Below are 18,199 nucleotides of genomic sequence, written 5' to 3' on the forward strand. Positions count from 1 at the left end.
CCTTCGACAGTTTCCTGCGATCTGTCGGAATGGCATGGGGTCAGATCCGTTTTCCGCAGGAAAACGGATCTGACCCCGGAACTTCATTCGATATCTGACAGATTTCATCCACGCATAGCGTGGATCTACTGGCCACCGGCCTACTGTCGAAGGCGGGGTACTGTGGGTTTGCGGGGTGTGAGCGGCATGGATGCCGCGACCAAGCCCCCATGGATGGGTTTACCGCGTCCCCGCAAACCCACAGTGCCTCGCCATCCCACGGAATGCCCGCTGTTGCTGTTGCTTCGGCTGTTGCCCTGGCTTGAAGCAGGTGCAGGGCTGCAAGCCCTGCCGAAGCCCCCACTACGGTAGGGTGGGCCGATGCCGCGCTGCAGCTTGGCGTCGCCGCAGATTTGATTACACTTGAAACTTGTTTGCCCACGACTCCGGACACCCACCCATGAAGCTTGGTTCTTTGAAGGAAGGCGGCCGCGACGGCACCCTGATCGTCGTCTCGCGTGACCTGCGCCACGGCGTGCGCGCCACCGGCATTGCCGCCACCCTGCAGCAGGCCCTGGAGGACTGGAGCCACATCGCACCGCGCCTGAACGCCCTGTACGAATCGCTCAACGCTGGCGACGCCGATGGCGTATTCGACCTCGATCCGCAGGCGCTGGCCGCACCGATGCCGCGTGCCTATGAATTCGTCGACGGCAGCGCCTACCTGCCGCACGTCGAGCGCGTGCGCCGCGCCCGTGGCGCCGAGGTGCCGGAGAGCTTCTACACCGACCCGCTGATGTACCAGGCCACCAGTGCGGGGTTCTACGGCCCGCGCGATGCGGTCAAGGTGGTCAGCGAGGACTACGGCATCGACCTGGAAGCGGAGATCGTGGTGATCACCGACGACGTGCCGATGGCGGCCACCCCCGAACAGGCCGCCGGCCACATCCAGCTGGTCGGCCTGGTCAACGATGTCTCGCTGCGCAACCTGATCCCGGGCGAGCTGGCCAAGGGCTTCGGCTTCCTGCAGTCCAAGCCGCGTTCGGCGCTGTCGCCGGTGTTCGTCACCCCCGATGAGCTGGGTGCTGCGTGGCAGGGCAGCAAGGTGCACCTGCCGCTGCTGACCCACATCAACGGCCAGTGGTTCGGTGCGCCGGAGGCGGGCGTGGACATGCAGTTCAACTTCGCCCAGCTGGTCGCGCATGCGGCCAAGACCCGCCCGCTGGGTGCCGGCACCATCGTCGGCTCGGGCACCATCGCCAATGAAGACACCAGCAAGGGTGCCTCGTGCTTCGCCGAGCAGCGCGTGGTCGAGACCCTGCGTGACGGCAAGCCGAGCACGCCGTTCATGTCCTTCGGCGACGTGGTCCGCATCGAGATGCTCGACGCTGCCGGCAACAGCATCTTCGGTGCGATCGAGCAGCGCATCGAACAGGCGGCCAAGCCCTGAGCATGGAGGCGGCGATGGAGATCCCGGTCGACGACGGCATCGTGCTGTACACCTACTGGCGATCCAGCGCCGCCTACCGCGTGCGCATCGGCCTGGAGCTGAAGGGCCTGGCCTGGGAGGCGCGGCCGGTGCATCTGGTGCGCGACGGTGGCGAGCAGCATCATGAGGCTTATCGCGCGCTCAATCCGCAGCAGCTGGTGCCGACCCTGCTGCATGATGGGCACACGCTGACCCAGTCGCTGGCGATCATCGAGTACCTGGAAGAGCGCTTCCCACAGGTGCCGCTGCTGCCGGCCGATGCTGCGGGCCGCGCGCGGGTGCGGGCGCTGGCGCAGCTTGTGGCCTGCGATATCCATCCGATCAACAACCTGCGGGTGATGCAGTACCTGGAACGCGACCTGCAGCTGCCTGCCGACGCCCGCACGCAGTGGACCCTGCACTGGATCGCCGAAGGCTTTGACGCGATGGAAGCGATGCTGGCCAACAGCCGCGACACCGGCACCTTCTGCCACGGCGACCGTCCTGGCCTGGCCGACATCTGCCTGCTGCCGCAGCTGTACAACGCACACCGCTTCGGCCTGGACCTGACGCCGTACCCGACCCTGCGCCGCATCGAAGCGGCGTGCCAAGCGCTGGAGGCATTCGACCGCGCGCGCCCGGAACACCAGCCCGACGCCGCCTGAAAAAAGGGGACGGAGGGGATTAAGTCGTATATGCACTTACGACTTAATCCCCTCCGTCCCCTTTCTGTTGCAATCGGGCCAGGTCATCGCGGAACAACCGGTAGGCCTCCTCGCGGCGGGCATCGTCGGTCTGTCGCAGCACCCATGCCGGGTGCACCGTGGCGTAGCCGCGCGTGCCGTCCTCGAGGGTGTGCCAGCGCCCGCGGTCACGCGAGAGGTCGAAATCATGGCCGAACACCGAGGCTGCCGCTGTCGCGCCGAGGCACACGATCACCTGGGGCCGCACGCGCGCGATCTCACCCATCAGCCAGGGCCGGCAGGCCTGGATGTGACGGCTCTCCGGCCGCTTGTGCAGCCGCACCTTGCCGCGCCGTTCATGGTGGAAGTGCTTCACCGCGTTGGTGAGGTACAGCGTGGCGCGATCGATCCCCAGTTCCGACAAGGCGCGGTCCAGCACCTGGCCGGCAGGTCCTGCAAATGGCTGCCCACGCAGATCTTCGGTGTCACCGGGTTGCTCTCCGACCAGCATCACCCCGGCCCCTGCCGGTCCCTGCCCGAATACGGTCTGCGTGGCCTGCTCCCACAACGGGCACTGGCGGCAGGCGCTGGCCTGTCCGCGCAGATTGTCCAGACTGCTGGCATCGGTTGCCGGCGCCGCAGCGTTCGCACGTGGGGGAATCCTGCGTTGCGGCGCCTGCGCCGGCCGGTCATGCATCTCCTGCACGCGGTCGGCCGCATCGCGCACCAGGCGTGGCAGCAACTGTGCTTCCGGCAGATGGCGCCAGTACTTGGCCGGCATCTCCTGCATCATCATCCGTGTGTTGAGCCGGGCCGGATTGAAAATGCTGGCGTAGTAGGTCTGCCACAGCGACTCGCGTGCATCCTCGGCCGGGGCATCCTCGCGCCGTGCACCGGGGCCGAAGGCAAGCGCCTGCCCATCCCAGGCGACGCTGCGCGAAGGCGTGAGGATGGCCCAGCGCATGCCGGTGAAACGGCGCGCGAAGAACGGCGCGACCCGGTCGACGATGTGGTGCTGTGGCTCGAACCAGGCGATGAACGCATCAGGCTGGCCAGGCACTTCGCGGAAGCGCACGAATGCCTTCATCTTGTGCGTGTCGCGGCGGACCGCCTGTGCCATGGCCATCGCCCGCAGTACGTCGGCATCGGCGGGGTTTGACAGCACCGAGCGTTCGCCATGGGCGATGCGCCACAGCAACCGGTACAGGAGGGCCATGCGTTGTCCGTCGCGATGGCACAGGCAGGTGGCCGCCAGTTCCAGGAAGTCGCGCGGTACCGTCAGTGCGCCAGCATCGGCCTGTGCGGGCGCCGAGGTGACCGCTGGCGCGTCCAGCAGCGATGCGTCGCTGCCCTCGAGCCAGTCCAGCTGCTCCGGCGCGACGCCGCGCAGCAGGGCTTCGCGCGCGCCGCTGCGCCAGGCCTCCAGCGACCATGGCGGATCCACCCGCAGCGACCAGCGCTGCGCGTCAGGCCGCGGACGGGGCATCGAACAGCAAACCCTGGCGCGGCGGCGGGGCCAGCTGCGCGCGCAGCGCCGCCGGATCGTCCAGTGCTTTGCGCGGGTGATGGTCGGCCAGCAGCACGAACGGCAGCAGCTTGCTCATCGGTGCCTTCAGGCGCGCGAGGTCGGCCACGCGCAGCCGCCCGTGACGGCGTGCCATCAGCACGCGCTTGACGTTGCGCACGCCAAGGCCGGGCACGCGCAGCAACATCTCCTTCGGTGCCCGGTTCAGATCGACCGGAAAGCGCTCGGGATGGCGGATCGCCCAGGCCATCTTCGGGTCGATATCCAGGTCGAGCATGCCGTCCTGGGTGGTATCGGTAATCTCATCCACGCCGTACCCATAGAAGCGCAGCAGCCAGTCAGCCTGGTAAAGGCGATGTTCGCGCTGCAGCGGTGGCGGCTGCAGTGGCAGCTGCCGGCTGGCGTCCGGAATCGGGCTGAACGCGGAGTAGTAGACCCGGCGCATGCGGTAGTTGCCGTACAGGCTGTCGGCGCTGGCCAGGATCTGCCGGTCGTTTGCCCCGTCCGCGCCGACGATCATCTGGGTGCTCTGCCCGGCCGGTGCGAAACGGGGAGGGCGCGGGCGAGTGCTGCGGCTGGCCGTCGGTGCCACCGCTGCGGGGGCCCTGCGAGCTTCCTTGGCTTCCTCGATGCGCCAGCGCAGTTCGCCCATCGCGCCACGGATGGAATGAACCGTCTTCTCCGGCGCCAAGGCGCTCAGGCCGGCTTCGGTCGGCAGTTCCACGTTGATGGACAGGCGGTCGGCATAGCGCCCGGCACTGGCCAGCAGTTCCGGCGAGGCCTCGGGAATGGTCTTGAGGTGGATGTAGCCGGCGTAGCGGTGTTCTTCGCGCAGCTGCCGGGCCACTTCCACCATCTGTTCCATGGTGTAGTCCGCATTGCGGATGATGCCGCTGGACAGGAACAGGCCCTCGATGTAGTTGCGCTTGTAGAAGTCCAGGGTGAGCGTGACCACCTCATCCACGCTGAAACGTGCACGGGGCACGTTGCTGGAAACCCGGTTCACGCAATAGGCGCAGTCGTAAATGCAGAAGTTGGTCAGCAGGATCTTCAGCAACGACACGCAGCGGCCATCGGGCGTGTAGCTGTGGCAGATGCCCATGCCCTCGGTGCTGCCGATACCGCCACTGGCGCGCGAATCGCGCTTGCCCGAACCGCTGGAGGCGCAGGAGGCATCGTACTTGGCGGCATCAGCCAGAATGGCCAGCTTGCGGATGGTTTCCATTGAGGAAACCTACGGATGAGCGGTCTCATTGGATGAGACCGCCCCTGAACTCTTCAGAAAAAGGGGATCGAGGGGATCAAGTCGCCAGTGCACAAACGACTTGATCTCCTCCGTCCCGTTTTTCGTGGGATCAGAAGCCGTGGGTGATGCTGGGCGCGCCCGCCGAGAAATCGGCGTACGGGTCGTGCTCGCCGCTGCTGCCTTCGGACAGGCGGAACTTCAGGGCCAGGCCATCGCGCGAGTCGGCCGCGCGCAGCGCTTCCTCCTGCTCGATGGTGCCGGCCTTGGCCAGCCGGAACAGGCACTGGTCGAAGCTCTCCATGCCTTCTTCCAGCGAGGCTTCCATCGCGGCCTTGATCTCGTGCACCTGGCCGCGGCGCAGCAGGTCGCGGATCATCGGCGTGTTGATCAGCACCTCGGTGGCCGGCAGGCGTCGGCCCTCCTTGTTCTTCACCAGGCGCTGGCTGATCACGGCACGCAGGTTCAGTGCCAGGTTCATCAGCACGTTCTTGTGCGCGCTTTCCGGGAAGAAGTTGAGGATGCGCTCGATGGTCTGGTCGGCGTTGTTGGAGTGCAGGGTGGCCAGGCACAGGTGGCCGGTCTCGGCGAAGGCGATCGCCGCCTCCATCGTCTCCGCATCCAGGATCTCGCCGATCAGGATCACGTCCGGTGCTTCACGCATCGCGTTCTTCAGCGCGTTGTGGAAGGCATGGGTGTCCAGGCCGACCTCGCGCTGGTTGACGATCGACATCTTGTGCTTGTGCAGGTACTCGATCGGATCCTCGATGGTGAGGATGTGACCGGTGGTGGTGCTGTTGCGGTGGTCGATCATCGACGCCAGCGAAGTCGACTTGCCGGAGCCGGTGGACCCCACCACCAGCACCAGCCCGCGCGGGGTCATGATGACGTCCTTCAGCACCTGCGGCAGGTTCAGCTCCTCAATGCTCGGGATGCGGCTGCGGATGGCGCGGATGACCATGCCGACCTCGCCCCGCTGCTTGAACACGTTGACGCGGAAGCGCCCGGCATCGGGCAGGGCGATGGCCATGTTGAGCTCCAGCTCGCGCTCGAACTGCGGCACCTGGCCCTCGTCCATCAGCGAGTAGGCGATCTTCTTGACCATGCCCGGCGGCAGGCCGGTGTTGCCCAGCGGATAGAGCTTCCCCTCGATCTTGATGTAGACCGGTGCCCCGGTGGTCAGAAACATGTCCGAAGCGTTCTTTTCGGTCATCAGCTTCAGGAAGTAGCCGATATCCATTGCGAATTTTCCCCAACGAAACGGCCGACGCCCGTTGCCAGCACGGTGTCGGCTTGACGACAATGGCCGTGAACCGACAACCGGTACGGCCTCCCCAATGAAACGACTTAGCTTCGCACGAATGCGCCATGGCCTGTATGTGATGGCGTTTGCATTCGCACTGTCTGCCCCCGCCTGGGCGCAGGACGCTGCCCTGGAACTGGCGCAGGCCCGGCAGGCGGTCGACAAGGCCACCCAGGCCGATGCCGACCAGTACGCCCCGGACCTGATCGGGCTGGCCCGGCAGGGGCTGGAGCAGGCCCAGCGCGCCGCCGGCGACCGCCGCGAGCGCAAGAACGCCCCGGCGATGGCCCTGCGCGCTGCCGCCGATGCCGATCTGGCCCGCGTCCGTAGTGAGGAAGCCACCGTCACCGCGCAGCTGCAGCTGCGTCGCAACGAGGTCAACCAGCTGCAACGCCAGCTGTCGACCGGGGAGGACCGCCGGTGAAGCCGATGACCGCCGCAACCCTGGCCGCGCTGCTGGCGCTGCCGACCCTGGCCACGGCCGCCGACAACCCGATGGTGGCGCAGCTGAGCCAGCGCCTGATGGCCATCCAGGCCAACCCCGATACCGCTGAGCTGGGCGCCTTCGAGCGCATGCAGGCGCAGCAGGCGATCGCCACCCTGGACAAGGCCAAGCGCCGCGACCAGGAGCTGGCCACGTACCTGGCCGAGCGCCGGGTGGAGATTGCCGAGACCGCCGTGCGCACCGCGCTGGCCGCGCGCGAGGTCGACCGCCTGGAACGTACCCGCAGCGACCTGCTGATCGAGGCCAGCCGCCGCGATGCCGCCCGTGCCCGCCAGGAAGCCGAGCAGCTGCGCATGCAGGCGCAGATGCAGGCCGAGGAGGCCGAACGCCTGCGCCAGGCGGCCGAGGCCGAGACCCTGGCCCGCCAGGACGCCGAGAATGCCCTGACCAGCGTGGCCGGCAAGCAGCAGCAGCGGCTGAGCGCTGCCCAGCAGAACGCTGCCAGGCTGGCCCGCGAGGAAGCCGAGCTGGTGTCCGGGCAGAAGCTGCCCGGTTCGAAGTTCGACGCTCGCGGTGAGGTCTTCACCTTCGGGGGTGACGCGTTCGCCGCAGGCGCCTCCAGCCTGTCCGGCGGCGCGCGCAACCAGGCCAAGGCCCTGGCCGAGTACCTGAACATCGGCAAGAAGGGGCGCCTGCGCATCGAGGCCTACGACAGTGCCAACGGCGTGGGCCAGAAGCGTGCCGAAGCGCTGCGCGACGCCCTGGTCGCAGGTGGTGTCGCCAGCAACCGGATCCAGGTCAGCGGCAAGAAGGCTGCGTCCACCCGGGCGCGCTCTGCCGAGGTCATCATCGCCCCGTAATTGCTTGATATTGTTTGTTTTTCGTTGTGATGAGCATTCAGCCTGAACCCCGCCCCGGCGGGGTTCGGTCTTTTTGTCGCAGGGGTCTTGTACCCCGCCCTGAGCAGGCGTAGGGTCAATCGTCCGGGACGCAATGCCGCGGACCGGACGATGGGAGGGCCGGGCCGATGCAAGCAGGGCGCGAACCGCAGCAGATCGACGTGCGCAGGCCAGTGCCGCAGGTCGTTGCAGGCGTCCAGGTGGCCATCGGCCGGCACTCCTCCATGAACAACGCCCCGTGCCTTGCGGCCGGGGCGTTCGTGTATCTGTCGAAGGAGGTCCATCATGTTTGAAGATCAGCCCCAGAGCGAGATCGACGCCCGTCGCGCGCGTGATCCGGAGTTCAGGGCACTCCATGACCAGCACCGCAAGTTGAACAAGAAGTGCATGGACGCGGAGTTGGGTGTACTCCCGATCGATGATGTCACCCTGGGTCGCATGAAGCGTGAGAAGCTGCTGGCCAAGCAACGTCTTCTGCGAATGTACGAAACACCGCTCCCAACGACGTCCCCCACGCTTTGACGCACTCCGTCGCGCCCGGAACGGCGTGACCCGGCCATCGATGGCCCCGCCGGGCGCTTCTGCCCCGGCATCGCGGCACCGCCGATGAGGCGGCCGCGCCAAGGCACCACAAGCGGTGGTGCCTTGGCCTGCAGGCACCACTCACCGATGCGGGCGGTACCGGTCTCCTCGTCGATCCGGGGCCGCCCGCATCCCTTTACGGGGCCGGCGGGCGGCATCTCCGCGCCGACCTGACATTCAGCGCCATCCGTCGGATAATCATCGGTCCGGCCCTGCGTGGCGCGAATCGAAAGTCCTCCGAATGCCCATCCATTCTTCCGTCCTCGAACTCATCGGCCAGACCCCGATCGTCAAGGCCCAGCGCCTGGACACTGGTGTCTGCGAGCTTTACCTGAAGCTCGAGAGCGCCAACCCGGGCGGTTCGATCAAGGATCGCATCGGCCTGTCGATGATCGAGGCAGCGGAGCAGCGGGGTGACCTGAAGCCGGGGGCGACCCTGGTCGAGGGTACCGCTGGCAATACCGGCCTGGGCCTGGCACTGGTGGCCCAGCAGAAGGGCTACAAGCTGATCCTCGTCGTTCCCGACAAGATGAGCCGCGAAAAGATCTTCAACCTGAAGGCGATGGGCGCCGAGGTTCGCCTGACCCGTTCGGACGTCGCCAAGGGCCACCCGGAGTACTACCAGGACCTGGCCAAGACCATCGCCGAGCAGACCCCGGGCGCCTACTTCATCAACCAGTTCGGCAACCCGGACAACCCGGCCGCGCATGAATTCGGCACCGGCCCGGAGATCCTCGAGCAGATGGGCGGTGACCTCGACGCCATCGTGTTCGGCTGCGGCAGCTCCGGCACCATGACCGGCCTGTCGCGTGCGTTCGCCAGGCTCTCGCCGAAGACCGAGCTGGTGCTGGCCGATCCGGTCGGCTCGATCCTGGCCGAGTACATCAACGACGGCGTGCTCAACGACAAGTCGGGCAGCTGGCTGGTGGAAGGCATCGGCGAGGACTTCCTGCCCTCGATCTCCGACTTCAGCCGTGTCAAGAAGGCTTATGCCATCAGCGATGCCGAGAGTTTCCACACCGCGCGCGAGCTGCTGGGCAAGGAAGGCATCCTCGGCGGTTCGTCCACTGGCACCCTGCTGGCCGCGGCGCTGAAGTACTGCAAGGAGCAGACCACGCCGAAGAAGGTGCTGGTGCTGGTCTGCGACACCGGCAACAAGTACCTGTCGAAGATGTACAACGACTACTGGATGCTGGACAACGGCTTCCTGCAGCGCCCGCAGCACGGTGACCTGCGCGACTTGATCCTGCGTCCGTACGGCCAGCGCGACACGGTCGTGATCGGCCCGAACGACCTGTTGACCACCGCCTACCAGCGCATGAAGCTGTATGACGTGTCGCAGCTGCCGGTGATGGACGGTGACCAGCTGGTCGGCATCGTCGATGAAAGCGACGTGCTGCTGCATGTCTACGGCGACGAAGCGCGCTTCCGCGACACCGTGGCCACCGCGATGGTCAGCAAGCTGGACCGGCTGGACGTGAAGTCGCCGATCGAGGCCCTGCTGCCGGTGTTCGACCGCGGGCAAGTGGCGATCGTGATGGACGGTGACGCCTTCCTCGGCCTGATCACCCGCATCGACCTGCTGAACTATCTGCGCCGTCGCGTGCAGTAAGCCGCTGATCGCTGCCGTTCACCGCTGAATTCCGGTTTATTCGCGTCAAAGCTCGTTAAGGCTGCGCTGATAGACTCCCGATCCTTTGACGGCGCCGCACGTCGGCGCCATTCAGGAAACGATATGTCCAACTCCTCTTCGCCTGACCGCGCGCTGGCCCTGGCCACGCTGGCCATCCACGGCGGCCAGTCGCCCGATCCCAGCACCGGCGCGGTGATGCCGCCGATCTACGCCACCTCGACCTATGCGCAGTCCAGCCCGGGCGAGCATCAGGGCTTCGAGTACTCGCGTACCCACAACCCGACGCGCTTTGCCTATGAGCGCTGCGTGGCCTCGCTGGAAGGCGGCACCCGCGGTTTCGCCTTCGCCTCGGGCATGGCGGCCAGCTCGACCGTGATCGAGCTGCTGGACGCCGGCAGCCACGTGGTGGCGATGGACGATATCTACGGCGGTAGCTTCCGCCTGTTCGAGCGCGTGCGCCGCCGCACCGCCGGGCTGGATTTCAGCTTCGTCGACCTGACCGATCTGGCGGCATTCGAAGCCTCCATCACGTCGAAGACGAAGATGGTCTGGATCGAGACCCCGACCAACCCGATGCTGAAGATCGTCGACATCGCCGCGGTCGCCGCCATCGCCAAGCGCCATGGCCTGATCGTAGTGGTCGACAACACCTTCGCCTCGCCGATGTTGCAGCGTCCGCTGGAACTGGGCGCGGACCTGGTCCTGCATTCGGCCACCAAGTACCTCAACGGTCACTCGGACATGGTTGGTGGCATGGTCGTGGTCGGCGACAACGCGCCGCTGGCCGAGCAGATGGCGTTCCTGCAGAACTCGGTGGGTGGAGTGCAGGGCCCGTTCGACAGCTTCCTGGCCCTGCGCGGCCTGAAGACATTGCCGCTGCGCATGAAGGCGCATTGTGCCAATGCGATGGCGCTGGCGCAGTGGCTGGAAAAGCACCCGGCGGTGGAAAAGGTGATCTACCCGGGCCTGCCGTCGCACCCGCAGCATGAGCTGGCCAGCAAGCAGATGGCCGGCTACGGCGGCATCGTCTCGATCGTGCTCAAGGGCGGTTTCGAGGCGGCCAAGCGTTTCTGCGAGAAGACCGAACTGTTCACCCTGGCCGAGTCGCTGGGCGGCGTGGAGAGCCTGGTGAACCATCCGGCGGTGATGACGCATGCCTCGATCCCGGTGGCGCGCCGGGAGCAGCTGGGGATCAGTGATGCGCTGGTAAGGCTCAGCGTGGGTGTGGAAGAGTTGGGGGATCTGCAGGTGGATCTGGAAAGGGCGCTGGGTGGGAACCGCTGAGCATGAGCATTCTCTCGGTCTTCGGGAAGCATCGTTCGCTTACCTTCGAACTGACCCAGCGTGAAGTCCTTGGGCGTTATCGCGGTGCCAGCTTCGGACTGCTGTGGTCGCTGATCAGCCCGTTCCTGATGCTGCTGGTCTACACCATGGCCTTTGGCTTCATCATGAAGGGACGCTGGCCCGGATCGACCGGGTCCACCACCGATTTCGCGTTGATCCTGTTCGCGGGCCTTACCGTGCATGGCTTCTTCGCTGAGTGCTTTACCCGTGCGCCGCAGTTGATCGTCAGCAACACCAGCTACGTCAAGCGTGTGGTGTTCCCGCTGGATATCCTGGTGTGGAGCATGACGCTGTCGGCGTTGTTCCATCTGCTGATGAACATGGTCGTGCTGCTGCTGCTGTACCTGTGCGTCAAGGGCAGCATCCATCCCACCGCGGTGCTGTTGCCGGTGGTGGTGTTGCCGCTGGTGATCCTGACGGTCGGCATTGGTTGGATTACCTCGGCACTGGGTGTGTACCTGCGCGATATCGGGCAGATCGCCGGCGTCATCGCAGCTGCCATGCTGTTCCTGTCCTCGGCGATCATTCCGGTTGAGTCGGTGCCGGCCAGCTACCGCATCGTGTTCGAACTCAATCCGCTGACCTTCATCATCAACCAGGTGCGCGAAGTGGTGATCTGGGGCCGCCTGCCAGATTGGGCTGGGCTGGGTCTGTACACCCTCATCGCCTGTGTGGTGGCCGTCATTGGCCATCGCCTGTTCAACAAGCTGCGCGTGGGGTTTGCCGATGTCCTCTGAAGTCGCCGTGGCCGAGACCGTCATCGAGGTCAAAGGGGTTGGCAAGTCGTACCACATGTACGAACGTCCTTCGCACCGCTTGTGGCAAACGCTGGCAGGCAAGCGCAAGTCCTTCTACAAGGATTTCTGGGCGCTGCGCGACGTGAGCTTCTCGATCCGCCGTGGCCAGACAGTGGGAATTGTCGGTCGCAACGGCTCGGGCAAATCGACCCTGCTGCAGATGATCGCCGGCACCCTCAATCCCACCGAGGGCAACATTACTGTGAAGGGGCGCGTGGCCGCGCTGCTCGAACTGGGCAGTGGCTTCAACCCCGAGTTCACCGGCCGCGAGAACGTCTATCTCAACGCCACCATCCTTGGCCTCACCCGTGCGCAGATCGACCATCGCCTGGAGAGCATCCTGGCCTTCGCCGATATCGGCGAGTTCATCGACCAGCCGGTACGCAGCTACTCCAGCGGCATGTCGGTGCGTCTGGCCTTTGCGGTGATCGCCCATGTTGACGCTGACATTTTGATCATTGACGAAGCACTGGCAGTCGGTGATGCCTTTTTCTCCCAGAAGTGCATGCGCTTCCTGCGGGAATTCCAGAAGACCGGCACGCTGTTGTTCGTCAGCCATGATGCGGCCGCCGTCACCAACCTGTGCGAGAACGCCGTGTGGTTGCAGAACGGCCGCATGCGCCTGTCCGGCACCTCGCAGGAGGTGGTCGAGGCGTACATGACCGAGCAGCATGTGGTCGGGCGGCGTGAGGCGGGTGATGCTGAGATCGTCGTGGAAAAGAAGCAGCGCAAGCTTGTTTCCGATGCGCCGGACTTCCGCCACGATGCCCTGCTGGAAGCCGGTGTTGTCAATCGGATCGCGCTCTTCGAGTTCGACCCGAACAACGTGGGCCAGGAGTTCGGTGCACGTGGTGCACGCATCATCGATGTGAGCATGACCGACGAGCAGGGGCGGCGGGTCGGCGTTCTGGAGGGCGGTGAACTGGTAAGGCTGGAGATCCGCGTGGAGTTGCTGCAGCCGCTGGAGAACCTCATCGTCGGGTTCTATGTGAAGGATCGGCTGGGCCAGCGTCTGTTCGGTGACAACAGCTACTTCGCTTGCCGGGAGACACCCGTTTCCGGGCAGGCCGGAAGCATCGTCCGGGGCACCTTCGTGTTCCGCATGCCGATCATGCCATCAGGCTCCTACATGATTGATGCTGCAGTCGCTTCCGGTGATCAGCATGACCATACGCAGCAGCACTGGATCCACGACGCGCTGGAGTTCCGCGCGATGGACGAAACGATGCGCTTCGGCCTCGTCGGCCTGCCGATGCTGGCCATCGAAGTTTCCAAGGAGTCTCAATGATCGAGTTCACCGGTGAGCGCTTCGTGCCGACCGAACAGGGTGTAATCAGGCAGGAACATCTTCACCGTTATGCCTGGTGCCTGCCGTTGGTGGAAGGCAAGGATGTGCTGGATGTCGCCAGCGGCGAAGGATACGGCAGCGCGATGCTGGCCTCCCGGGCGCGCTCGGTATGTGGCGTGGATATCTCGCATGAGGCCGTGGATCACGCTGCCGGGCGTTATTCGGCGCAGACCAACCTGAAGTACCTGCAGGGCTCCGCTGCTGCCATTCCATTGGCCGACGACAGTGTGGATGTGGTTGTTTCCTTCGAGACCATCGAGCACCTGATGGAGCAGGAGGAGATGATGGCCGAGATCCGTCGTGTGCTGCGGCCCGATGGTGTTCTGGTCATGTCCTCGCCCAACAAGGAGGTTTACTCCGATCGGGCCGGCTATCACAACGATTTCCACGTAAAGGAGCTCTACCAGGCAGAGTTCCAGGCGTTGGTCGGGCGTTACTTCCCGGCTTCGCGGCTGTGTGGGCACCGCATGGCGGTGTGCTCGACTATCACTCCAATGTCAGAGGCGGAACGCACGGACAGCTACCAGGCGCTGACCGATACCGGCTCGGGTGTCGAAGCCCGCGTGGCCAGCGTTCCAGATGCGGTCTACTTTGTTGTCGTCGCTGCGGCTGACGCGTCATTGTTGCCGGATACACCTGCTTCTGTGCTCTATGCCGAAAGCGAGGATCTGTATGCCCAGCAGCATGACATCGCACGCTGGGCCCAGGGACTGGACAACGAACGGGAAGACACTATTCGTTGGGCACGTTCGCTGGAAGCGGAGCTTGAGAAATCCCGTGCCGATTACCACCGCCTGGAAGTCGAGTTGGAGGATCGTACGCGCTGGGCGCTGGAGCTGGACCAGATTGTCCAGGCCGGTGGCGGCCTTACCGGCGCCGCTGAGCTGCGTGCGAGGAATGATGCGCTGCAGGCGCAGCTGGAACAGGTGCGGGGCGAGAAGGCGGACGTCGAAGCTGATCTGCAACGGCATCAGGCAGCATCGCAGCACGAAGCGGCCGAGCTGCGCCGACTGCTGCAGACGGCCCACGAAACCGTTGCCAGCCGTTCGGAAGTCAGCCGCGAACTGCAGCGGCGCTCTGGTCTCGCGTTCCGGCCCGGTGCGGAAGGCACCTCCGAGCTGGAAGTGAAGCGCGTCATCCACGAATACGACGAGCAGTTGGAGAGCCTGAACGATGCCTTCGCGAAGGTGCTCGCCTCCAAGTCCTGGCGCATCACGCGCCCGATGCGCTTCGCTTCGCGCCTGCTGCGTGGCGATGTGCCGGCCATTATTGCGTCGCTGCGTGCCAGCGGCCTGGCCCGCCATCCATTGCTGGCGCCGCTGGCACGCCCGGTGCGTAACTGGCTCCTGCGCCGTGACAATGCCCGTGTTGAGCCGCTTTCGGGCCTGGCGTTGCAGTCGGTGGTGGAAGATTCAGGCGAAGTACTGAAGACCCTGTCCTTCCCGATGCATGAATCGCCGGAAGTCAGCATCGTCATACCCACCTACGGCAACCTGCCGCACACCCTGGCCTGCCTGCGCTCGATCGCCGCCCACCCGCCGGCGGTGAGCTATGAGGTGCTGGTGCTGGAAGATGCCTCCGGCGATGCGGAAATCGAGAAGCTGGTCCCGGTTCCGGGCCTGCGCTTCCACCACAACCCGCAGAACCTCGGCTTCCTGCTGTCCTGCAACCAGGCGCTGGAACTGGCCCGTGGCCGTTACACCTATTTCCTCAACAACGACACCGAAGTACGTCCGGGCTGGATGGACGAGATGCTGGACGTCTTCCAGCGCATGCCCGATTGCGGCATGGTCGGTTCCAAGTTGGTCTATCCCGATGGCCGTCTGCAGGAAGCCGGTGGCATCATCTGGCGTGACGGCTCGGCCTGGAACTACGGCCGCCTGGATAACCCGGCCGACAGTCAGTACAACTACCTGCGCCCGGTGGACTACTGCAGCGGCGCGAGCCTGCTCATTCCCAGCGCGCTGCTGCGTGAGCTGGGCGGCTTCGATCCCGAGTTCGTACCAGCCTACTGCGAGGATTCGGACTTGGCGTTCCGCGTGCGCAAGGCGGGCTACCAGCTCTACTACTGCCCGACTTCGGAGGTCGTGCATTACGAAGGCATCTCCCACGGCACCGATACCGGCAGCGGTATCAAGGCCTATCAGGTCGCGAACCAGAAGAAACTGCGCGAACGTTGGCAGGATGAGCTGGCCCTGCATGAGCCCAACGGCGAGCACGTGGTGCTGGCCCGCGACCGTGCCTGGCAGAAGGAAACGGTCCTGATCGTCGACCACTACGTACCGCAGCCCGACCGTGATGCCGGTTCGCGGACCATGATCGCCTTCATCAACGCGCTGCTGGAACGTGGCTGCGTGGTCAAGTTCTGGGCCGACAACCTGTACTTCGATCCGATCTACACTCCGCCACTGCAGGCCCGTGGTGTGGAAGTGATGTATGGCGGCCAGTGGGTGGGCGGCTTCGCGCGCTACCTGGACGAAAATCCGCACGTGCGCACGGTGATGCTGTCGCGGCCTCATATCGCTGAGCATTACCTCGATGCCCTGTGCAAGCACCCGGGTGTCCGCAGCGTCTACTACGGCCACGACCTGCACTTCCGTCGCATGGAAATGGAAGCCACCCGCAATGGCGGCAGCGATGGCGAGGCGCGTTCGATGGAACTGCTGGAGCGGCGCATCTGGAAGGCCGTCGACCGCGTCCTCTACCCGTCGGCCGAAGAGGCGCAGGACGTGCGCGCGCTGGAGCCGGACGTCGATGCACGCGCGATCCTGCCGTACGCTTTCGACCACTTCAACGATGAAGCCGTGCCCGCGCAGCGTGCCGGCATCCTGTTCGTCGCTGGCTTCGCCCACGGCCCCAATGTCGATGCCGCGCGATGGCTGGTCGAGTCGGTGATGCCGCAGGTGTGGGCGCGGCACCCCGGCGTGAAGCTGTCACTGGTTGGCTCCAACCCGACCGATGCTGTACGCGCCCTGGCGGGCGAACATGTCGAGGTGACCGGTTTCGTCAGCGACGAGGAGCTGGCCCGGCGCTACGGTGTCGCGCGCGTGGCCATTGTGCCGCTGCGCTTTGGTGCCGGCGTCAAGGGCAAGGTTGTCGAAGCCATGCAGCAGGGTCTGCCGCTGGTCACTACCGGTATTGGTGCCCAGGGCCTGGTCGGTCTGGAGGCGGTGGTCACCGTGGCAGACGAGGCCGATGGCCTTGCCGCAGGGCTGTTGTCGTTACTGGAAGATGATGCGCTGTGGCTGCAGCGGTCGCGTGCAGCGGCGAGCTACTGTCGCAGCCAGTTCTCGCGCGATGCACTGGGTCGTGCACTGGAATCGGCATTCGCATTGGAGAAGAAAGCATGATCGTTCGTTCACGCGCACCCCTGCGGCTGGGCCTGGCCGGTGGTGGCACGGATGTGTCGCCGTTCTGCGACCAGTTCGGTGGCTTCGTCATGAACGTGACCATCGACAAGTTCGCCTATGCGACCCTTGATGACTCGCCCGATGGCCTGGTCGGATTCCATGCTCAGGATGCGGGCGCCTGCGAGCGCGTCGATCCGCAGGCCGTGGAGGCCGGCCCCGGCCCACTGCAGTTGATGAAGGGTGTCTACCTGAGGGTCTGCAACGACTTCCTGCAGGGCGAGCGACCAGCCATCCGTATCCGCGCGCATTCCGATGCGCCGCCGGGCTCGGGCCTGGGCTCGTCCTCGACGATGGTCGTCGCGCTGGTTACCGCCTTCGCCGAGTACTTCGCGTTGCCGCTGGGCGAGTACGAGATTGCGCAGCTGGCCTACCGCATCGAGCGCGTCGACCTGCAGCTGTCCGGTGGCAAGCAGGACCAGTACGCAGCGGCCTTCGGTGGTTTCAATTTCATGGAGTTCTACGACGCCGATCGGGTGATCGTGAATCCGCTGCGCATCAAGGACTGGATCTGGTCCGAACTCGAAGCGGGCCTGGTGTTGTACTTCACCGGCGTGTCGCGTGCTTCGGCCAAGATCATTGATGAGCAGTCGCGCAACATCAAGGAAGGCAAGGCCAGTTCACTCGATGCAATGCATCGGCTGAAGGTCGAAGCTAGCCAGATGAAGGAAGCGCTGCTGCGCGGTGATTTCGAGCGGCTGGCGCAGGTGATGCAGTCCGGCTGGGAAGCGAAGAAGCTCAGTGCCAGCAGTATTTCCAATCCGATGATCGATGAGATCGAAGCGTTGGCAATGCGCCACGGCGCGCGCGCGACCAAGGTATCGGGCGCGGGTGGCGGCGGTTTCATGATGTTCCTCTGCGACCCGGCACACCGGGTCGACCTGGTGCGCGCGCTTGCTGGCGCCGGCGGCACTGTTTTTGATACTCACTTCACCCACCAAGGTGCAACGGCATGGAAAATCGGATGAACGACTTCATCAAGGCCGAGTTCGGCAAGACTCTCGAGAACTTCCAGCGCATGTCGGCCGATGCCGCCTTGGCGGTGCAGATCGAGCAGGCAGTGGCGCTGTGTGTGGACGCGCTGAAGGCAGGCCGCAAGATCCTGTTCGCCGGCAACGGCGGCAGTGCTGCCGACGCCCAGCACTGGGCGGGCGAGCTGGTCAGCCGCTTCTATTACGACCGTCCGGGCCTGCCGGCGATCGCGCTGACCACCGATACCTCGATCCTGACCGCCATCGGCAACGACTACGGTTACGACTACACCTTCGCCCGCCAGATCGAAGCGCTCGGCCAGGAGGGGGATGTGTTCGTGGCGATCTCCACCTCGGGCCGTTCGAAGAACATTATGCGCGCACTGGAGGCTTGCGAAGCCAAGGGTGTACGCGTCATCGGATTCACTGGCGAACACGGCGGCGACATGAAGGACCGCTGCGACATCTGTTTCCGCGTGCCTTCCAACGAGACGCCGCGCATCCAGGAGGGGCATGAGTTCATCGGTCATCTGCTGTGTGCGCTGATCGAAAGCGAAATGTTCCCGCGCTGA

Annotated in this window: 15 protein-coding genes; 12 read left to right on the forward strand and 3 right to left on the reverse strand. The window is 65.1% G+C overall.

Features of this window, described 5'->3' with window-relative positions; translation table 11 throughout:
• Positions 1 to 439: 439 nt before the first annotated feature.
• Positions 440 to 1,429 (forward strand): fumarylacetoacetate hydrolase family protein, encoded by a 990-nt coding sequence (locus A7X97_RS16510; RefSeq protein ID WP_111008190.1) that lies wholly within the window; start codon positions 440 to 442, stop codon positions 1,427 to 1,429.
• A gap of 14 nt (positions 1,430 to 1,443) precedes the next feature.
• Positions 1,444 to 2,112, forward strand: coding sequence for a maleylacetoacetate isomerase (maiA, locus tag A7X97_RS16515; protein ID WP_065179111.1), 669 nt, complete (start codon positions 1,444 to 1,446; stop codon positions 2,110 to 2,112).
• A gap of 43 nt (positions 2,113 to 2,155) precedes the next feature.
• Here the strand turns inward: maiA and A7X97_RS16520 are convergent, their stop codons facing one another.
• The 3 genes from A7X97_RS16520 to A7X97_RS16530 all read right to left on the reverse strand — a co-directional run bounded on the left by A7X97_RS16520 (position 2,156) and on the right by A7X97_RS16530 (position 6,138).
• On the reverse strand, positions 2,156 to 3,616 hold the full coding sequence (locus A7X97_RS16520; protein ID WP_111008191.1) for a UdgX family uracil-DNA binding protein: 1,461 nt from the start codon (positions 3,614 to 3,616) through the stop codon (positions 2,156 to 2,158).
• Positions 3,597 to 4,880 carry a putative DNA modification/repair radical SAM protein gene (locus A7X97_RS16525; protein ID WP_111008192.1) on the reverse strand — a complete coding sequence of 428 codons (1,284 nt, stop codon included), beginning with the start codon at positions 4,878 to 4,880 and terminating at the stop codon, positions 3,597 to 3,599. Before A7X97_RS16525 ends, A7X97_RS16520 begins: the two co-directional genes overlap by 20 nt.
• 130 nt (positions 4,881 to 5,010) lie before the next feature.
• The gene (locus A7X97_RS16530; RefSeq protein ID WP_049416904.1) at positions 5,011 to 6,138 is read right to left on the reverse strand and encodes a PilT/PilU family type 4a pilus ATPase; all 1,128 of its coding nucleotides are present in this window, start codon (positions 6,136 to 6,138) and stop codon (positions 5,011 to 5,013) included.
• Positions 6,139 to 6,259: 121 nt separating this feature from the next.
• Between A7X97_RS16530 and A7X97_RS16535 the strand changes: the two genes are divergently transcribed.
• From A7X97_RS16535 to A7X97_RS16580, 10 genes are all read left to right on the forward strand, one after another.
• Positions 6,260 to 6,625: a DUF4398 domain-containing protein gene (locus tag A7X97_RS16535; RefSeq protein WP_005415160.1), complete on the forward strand. Its 366-nt coding sequence runs from the start codon at positions 6,260 to 6,262 to the stop codon at positions 6,623 to 6,625.
• Positions 6,622 to 7,506 carry an OmpA family protein gene (locus tag A7X97_RS16540; protein ID WP_080375071.1) on the forward strand — a complete coding sequence of 295 codons (885 nt, stop codon included), beginning with the start codon at positions 6,622 to 6,624 and terminating at the stop codon, positions 7,504 to 7,506. Before A7X97_RS16535 ends, A7X97_RS16540 begins: the two co-directional genes overlap by 4 nt.
• A 324-nt stretch (positions 7,507 to 7,830) precedes the next feature.
• Positions 7,831 to 8,067: an HP1242/YdcH family protein gene (locus tag A7X97_RS16545; protein ID WP_005407964.1), complete on the forward strand. Its 237-nt coding sequence runs from the start codon at positions 7,831 to 7,833 to the stop codon at positions 8,065 to 8,067.
• A 301-nt stretch (positions 8,068 to 8,368) separates the two neighbouring features.
• On the forward strand, positions 8,369 to 9,739 hold the full coding sequence (locus A7X97_RS16550) for a pyridoxal-phosphate dependent enzyme (RefSeq protein WP_049416902.1): 1,371 nt from the start codon (positions 8,369 to 8,371) through the stop codon (positions 9,737 to 9,739).
• 123 nt (positions 9,740 to 9,862) lie between these two features.
• Positions 9,863 to 11,044: a cystathionine gamma-synthase gene (locus A7X97_RS16555; protein WP_111008193.1), complete on the forward strand. Its 1,182-nt coding sequence runs from the start codon at positions 9,863 to 9,865 to the stop codon at positions 11,042 to 11,044.
• A gap of 2 nt (positions 11,045 to 11,046) precedes the next feature.
• Entirely contained in the window at positions 11,047 to 11,841 is a 795-nt protein-coding gene (locus A7X97_RS16560) for an ABC transporter permease (RefSeq protein WP_053497939.1), read from the forward strand.
• A complete protein-coding gene (locus A7X97_RS16565; protein ID WP_111008194.1) occupies positions 11,831 to 13,189 on the forward strand; it encodes an ABC transporter ATP-binding protein in 1,359 nt (452 codons plus the stop codon). The genes A7X97_RS16560 and A7X97_RS16565 overlap by 11 nt, the downstream gene beginning before the upstream one ends.
• The gene (locus A7X97_RS16570) at positions 13,186 to 16,599 is read left to right on the forward strand and encodes a methyltransferase domain-containing protein (RefSeq protein ID WP_111008195.1); all 3,414 of its coding nucleotides are present in this window, start codon (positions 13,186 to 13,188) and stop codon (positions 16,597 to 16,599) included. The genes A7X97_RS16565 and A7X97_RS16570 overlap by 4 nt, the downstream gene beginning before the upstream one ends.
• Entirely contained in the window at positions 16,596 to 17,624 is a 1,029-nt protein-coding gene (locus A7X97_RS16575; protein ID WP_111008196.1) for a GHMP family kinase ATP-binding protein, read from the forward strand. The genes A7X97_RS16570 and A7X97_RS16575 overlap by 4 nt, the downstream gene beginning before the upstream one ends.
• Positions 17,621 to 18,199, forward strand: coding sequence for a D-sedoheptulose-7-phosphate isomerase (locus tag A7X97_RS16580; protein ID WP_111008197.1), 579 nt, complete (start codon positions 17,621 to 17,623; stop codon positions 18,197 to 18,199). Before A7X97_RS16575 ends, A7X97_RS16580 begins: the two co-directional genes overlap by 4 nt.

Origin of the sequence: Stenotrophomonas sepilia (genome assembly GCF_003244875.1) — a bacterium.
In the GTDB taxonomy this organism is placed as follows: domain Bacteria; phylum Pseudomonadota; class Gammaproteobacteria; order Xanthomonadales; family Xanthomonadaceae; genus Stenotrophomonas; species Stenotrophomonas sepilia.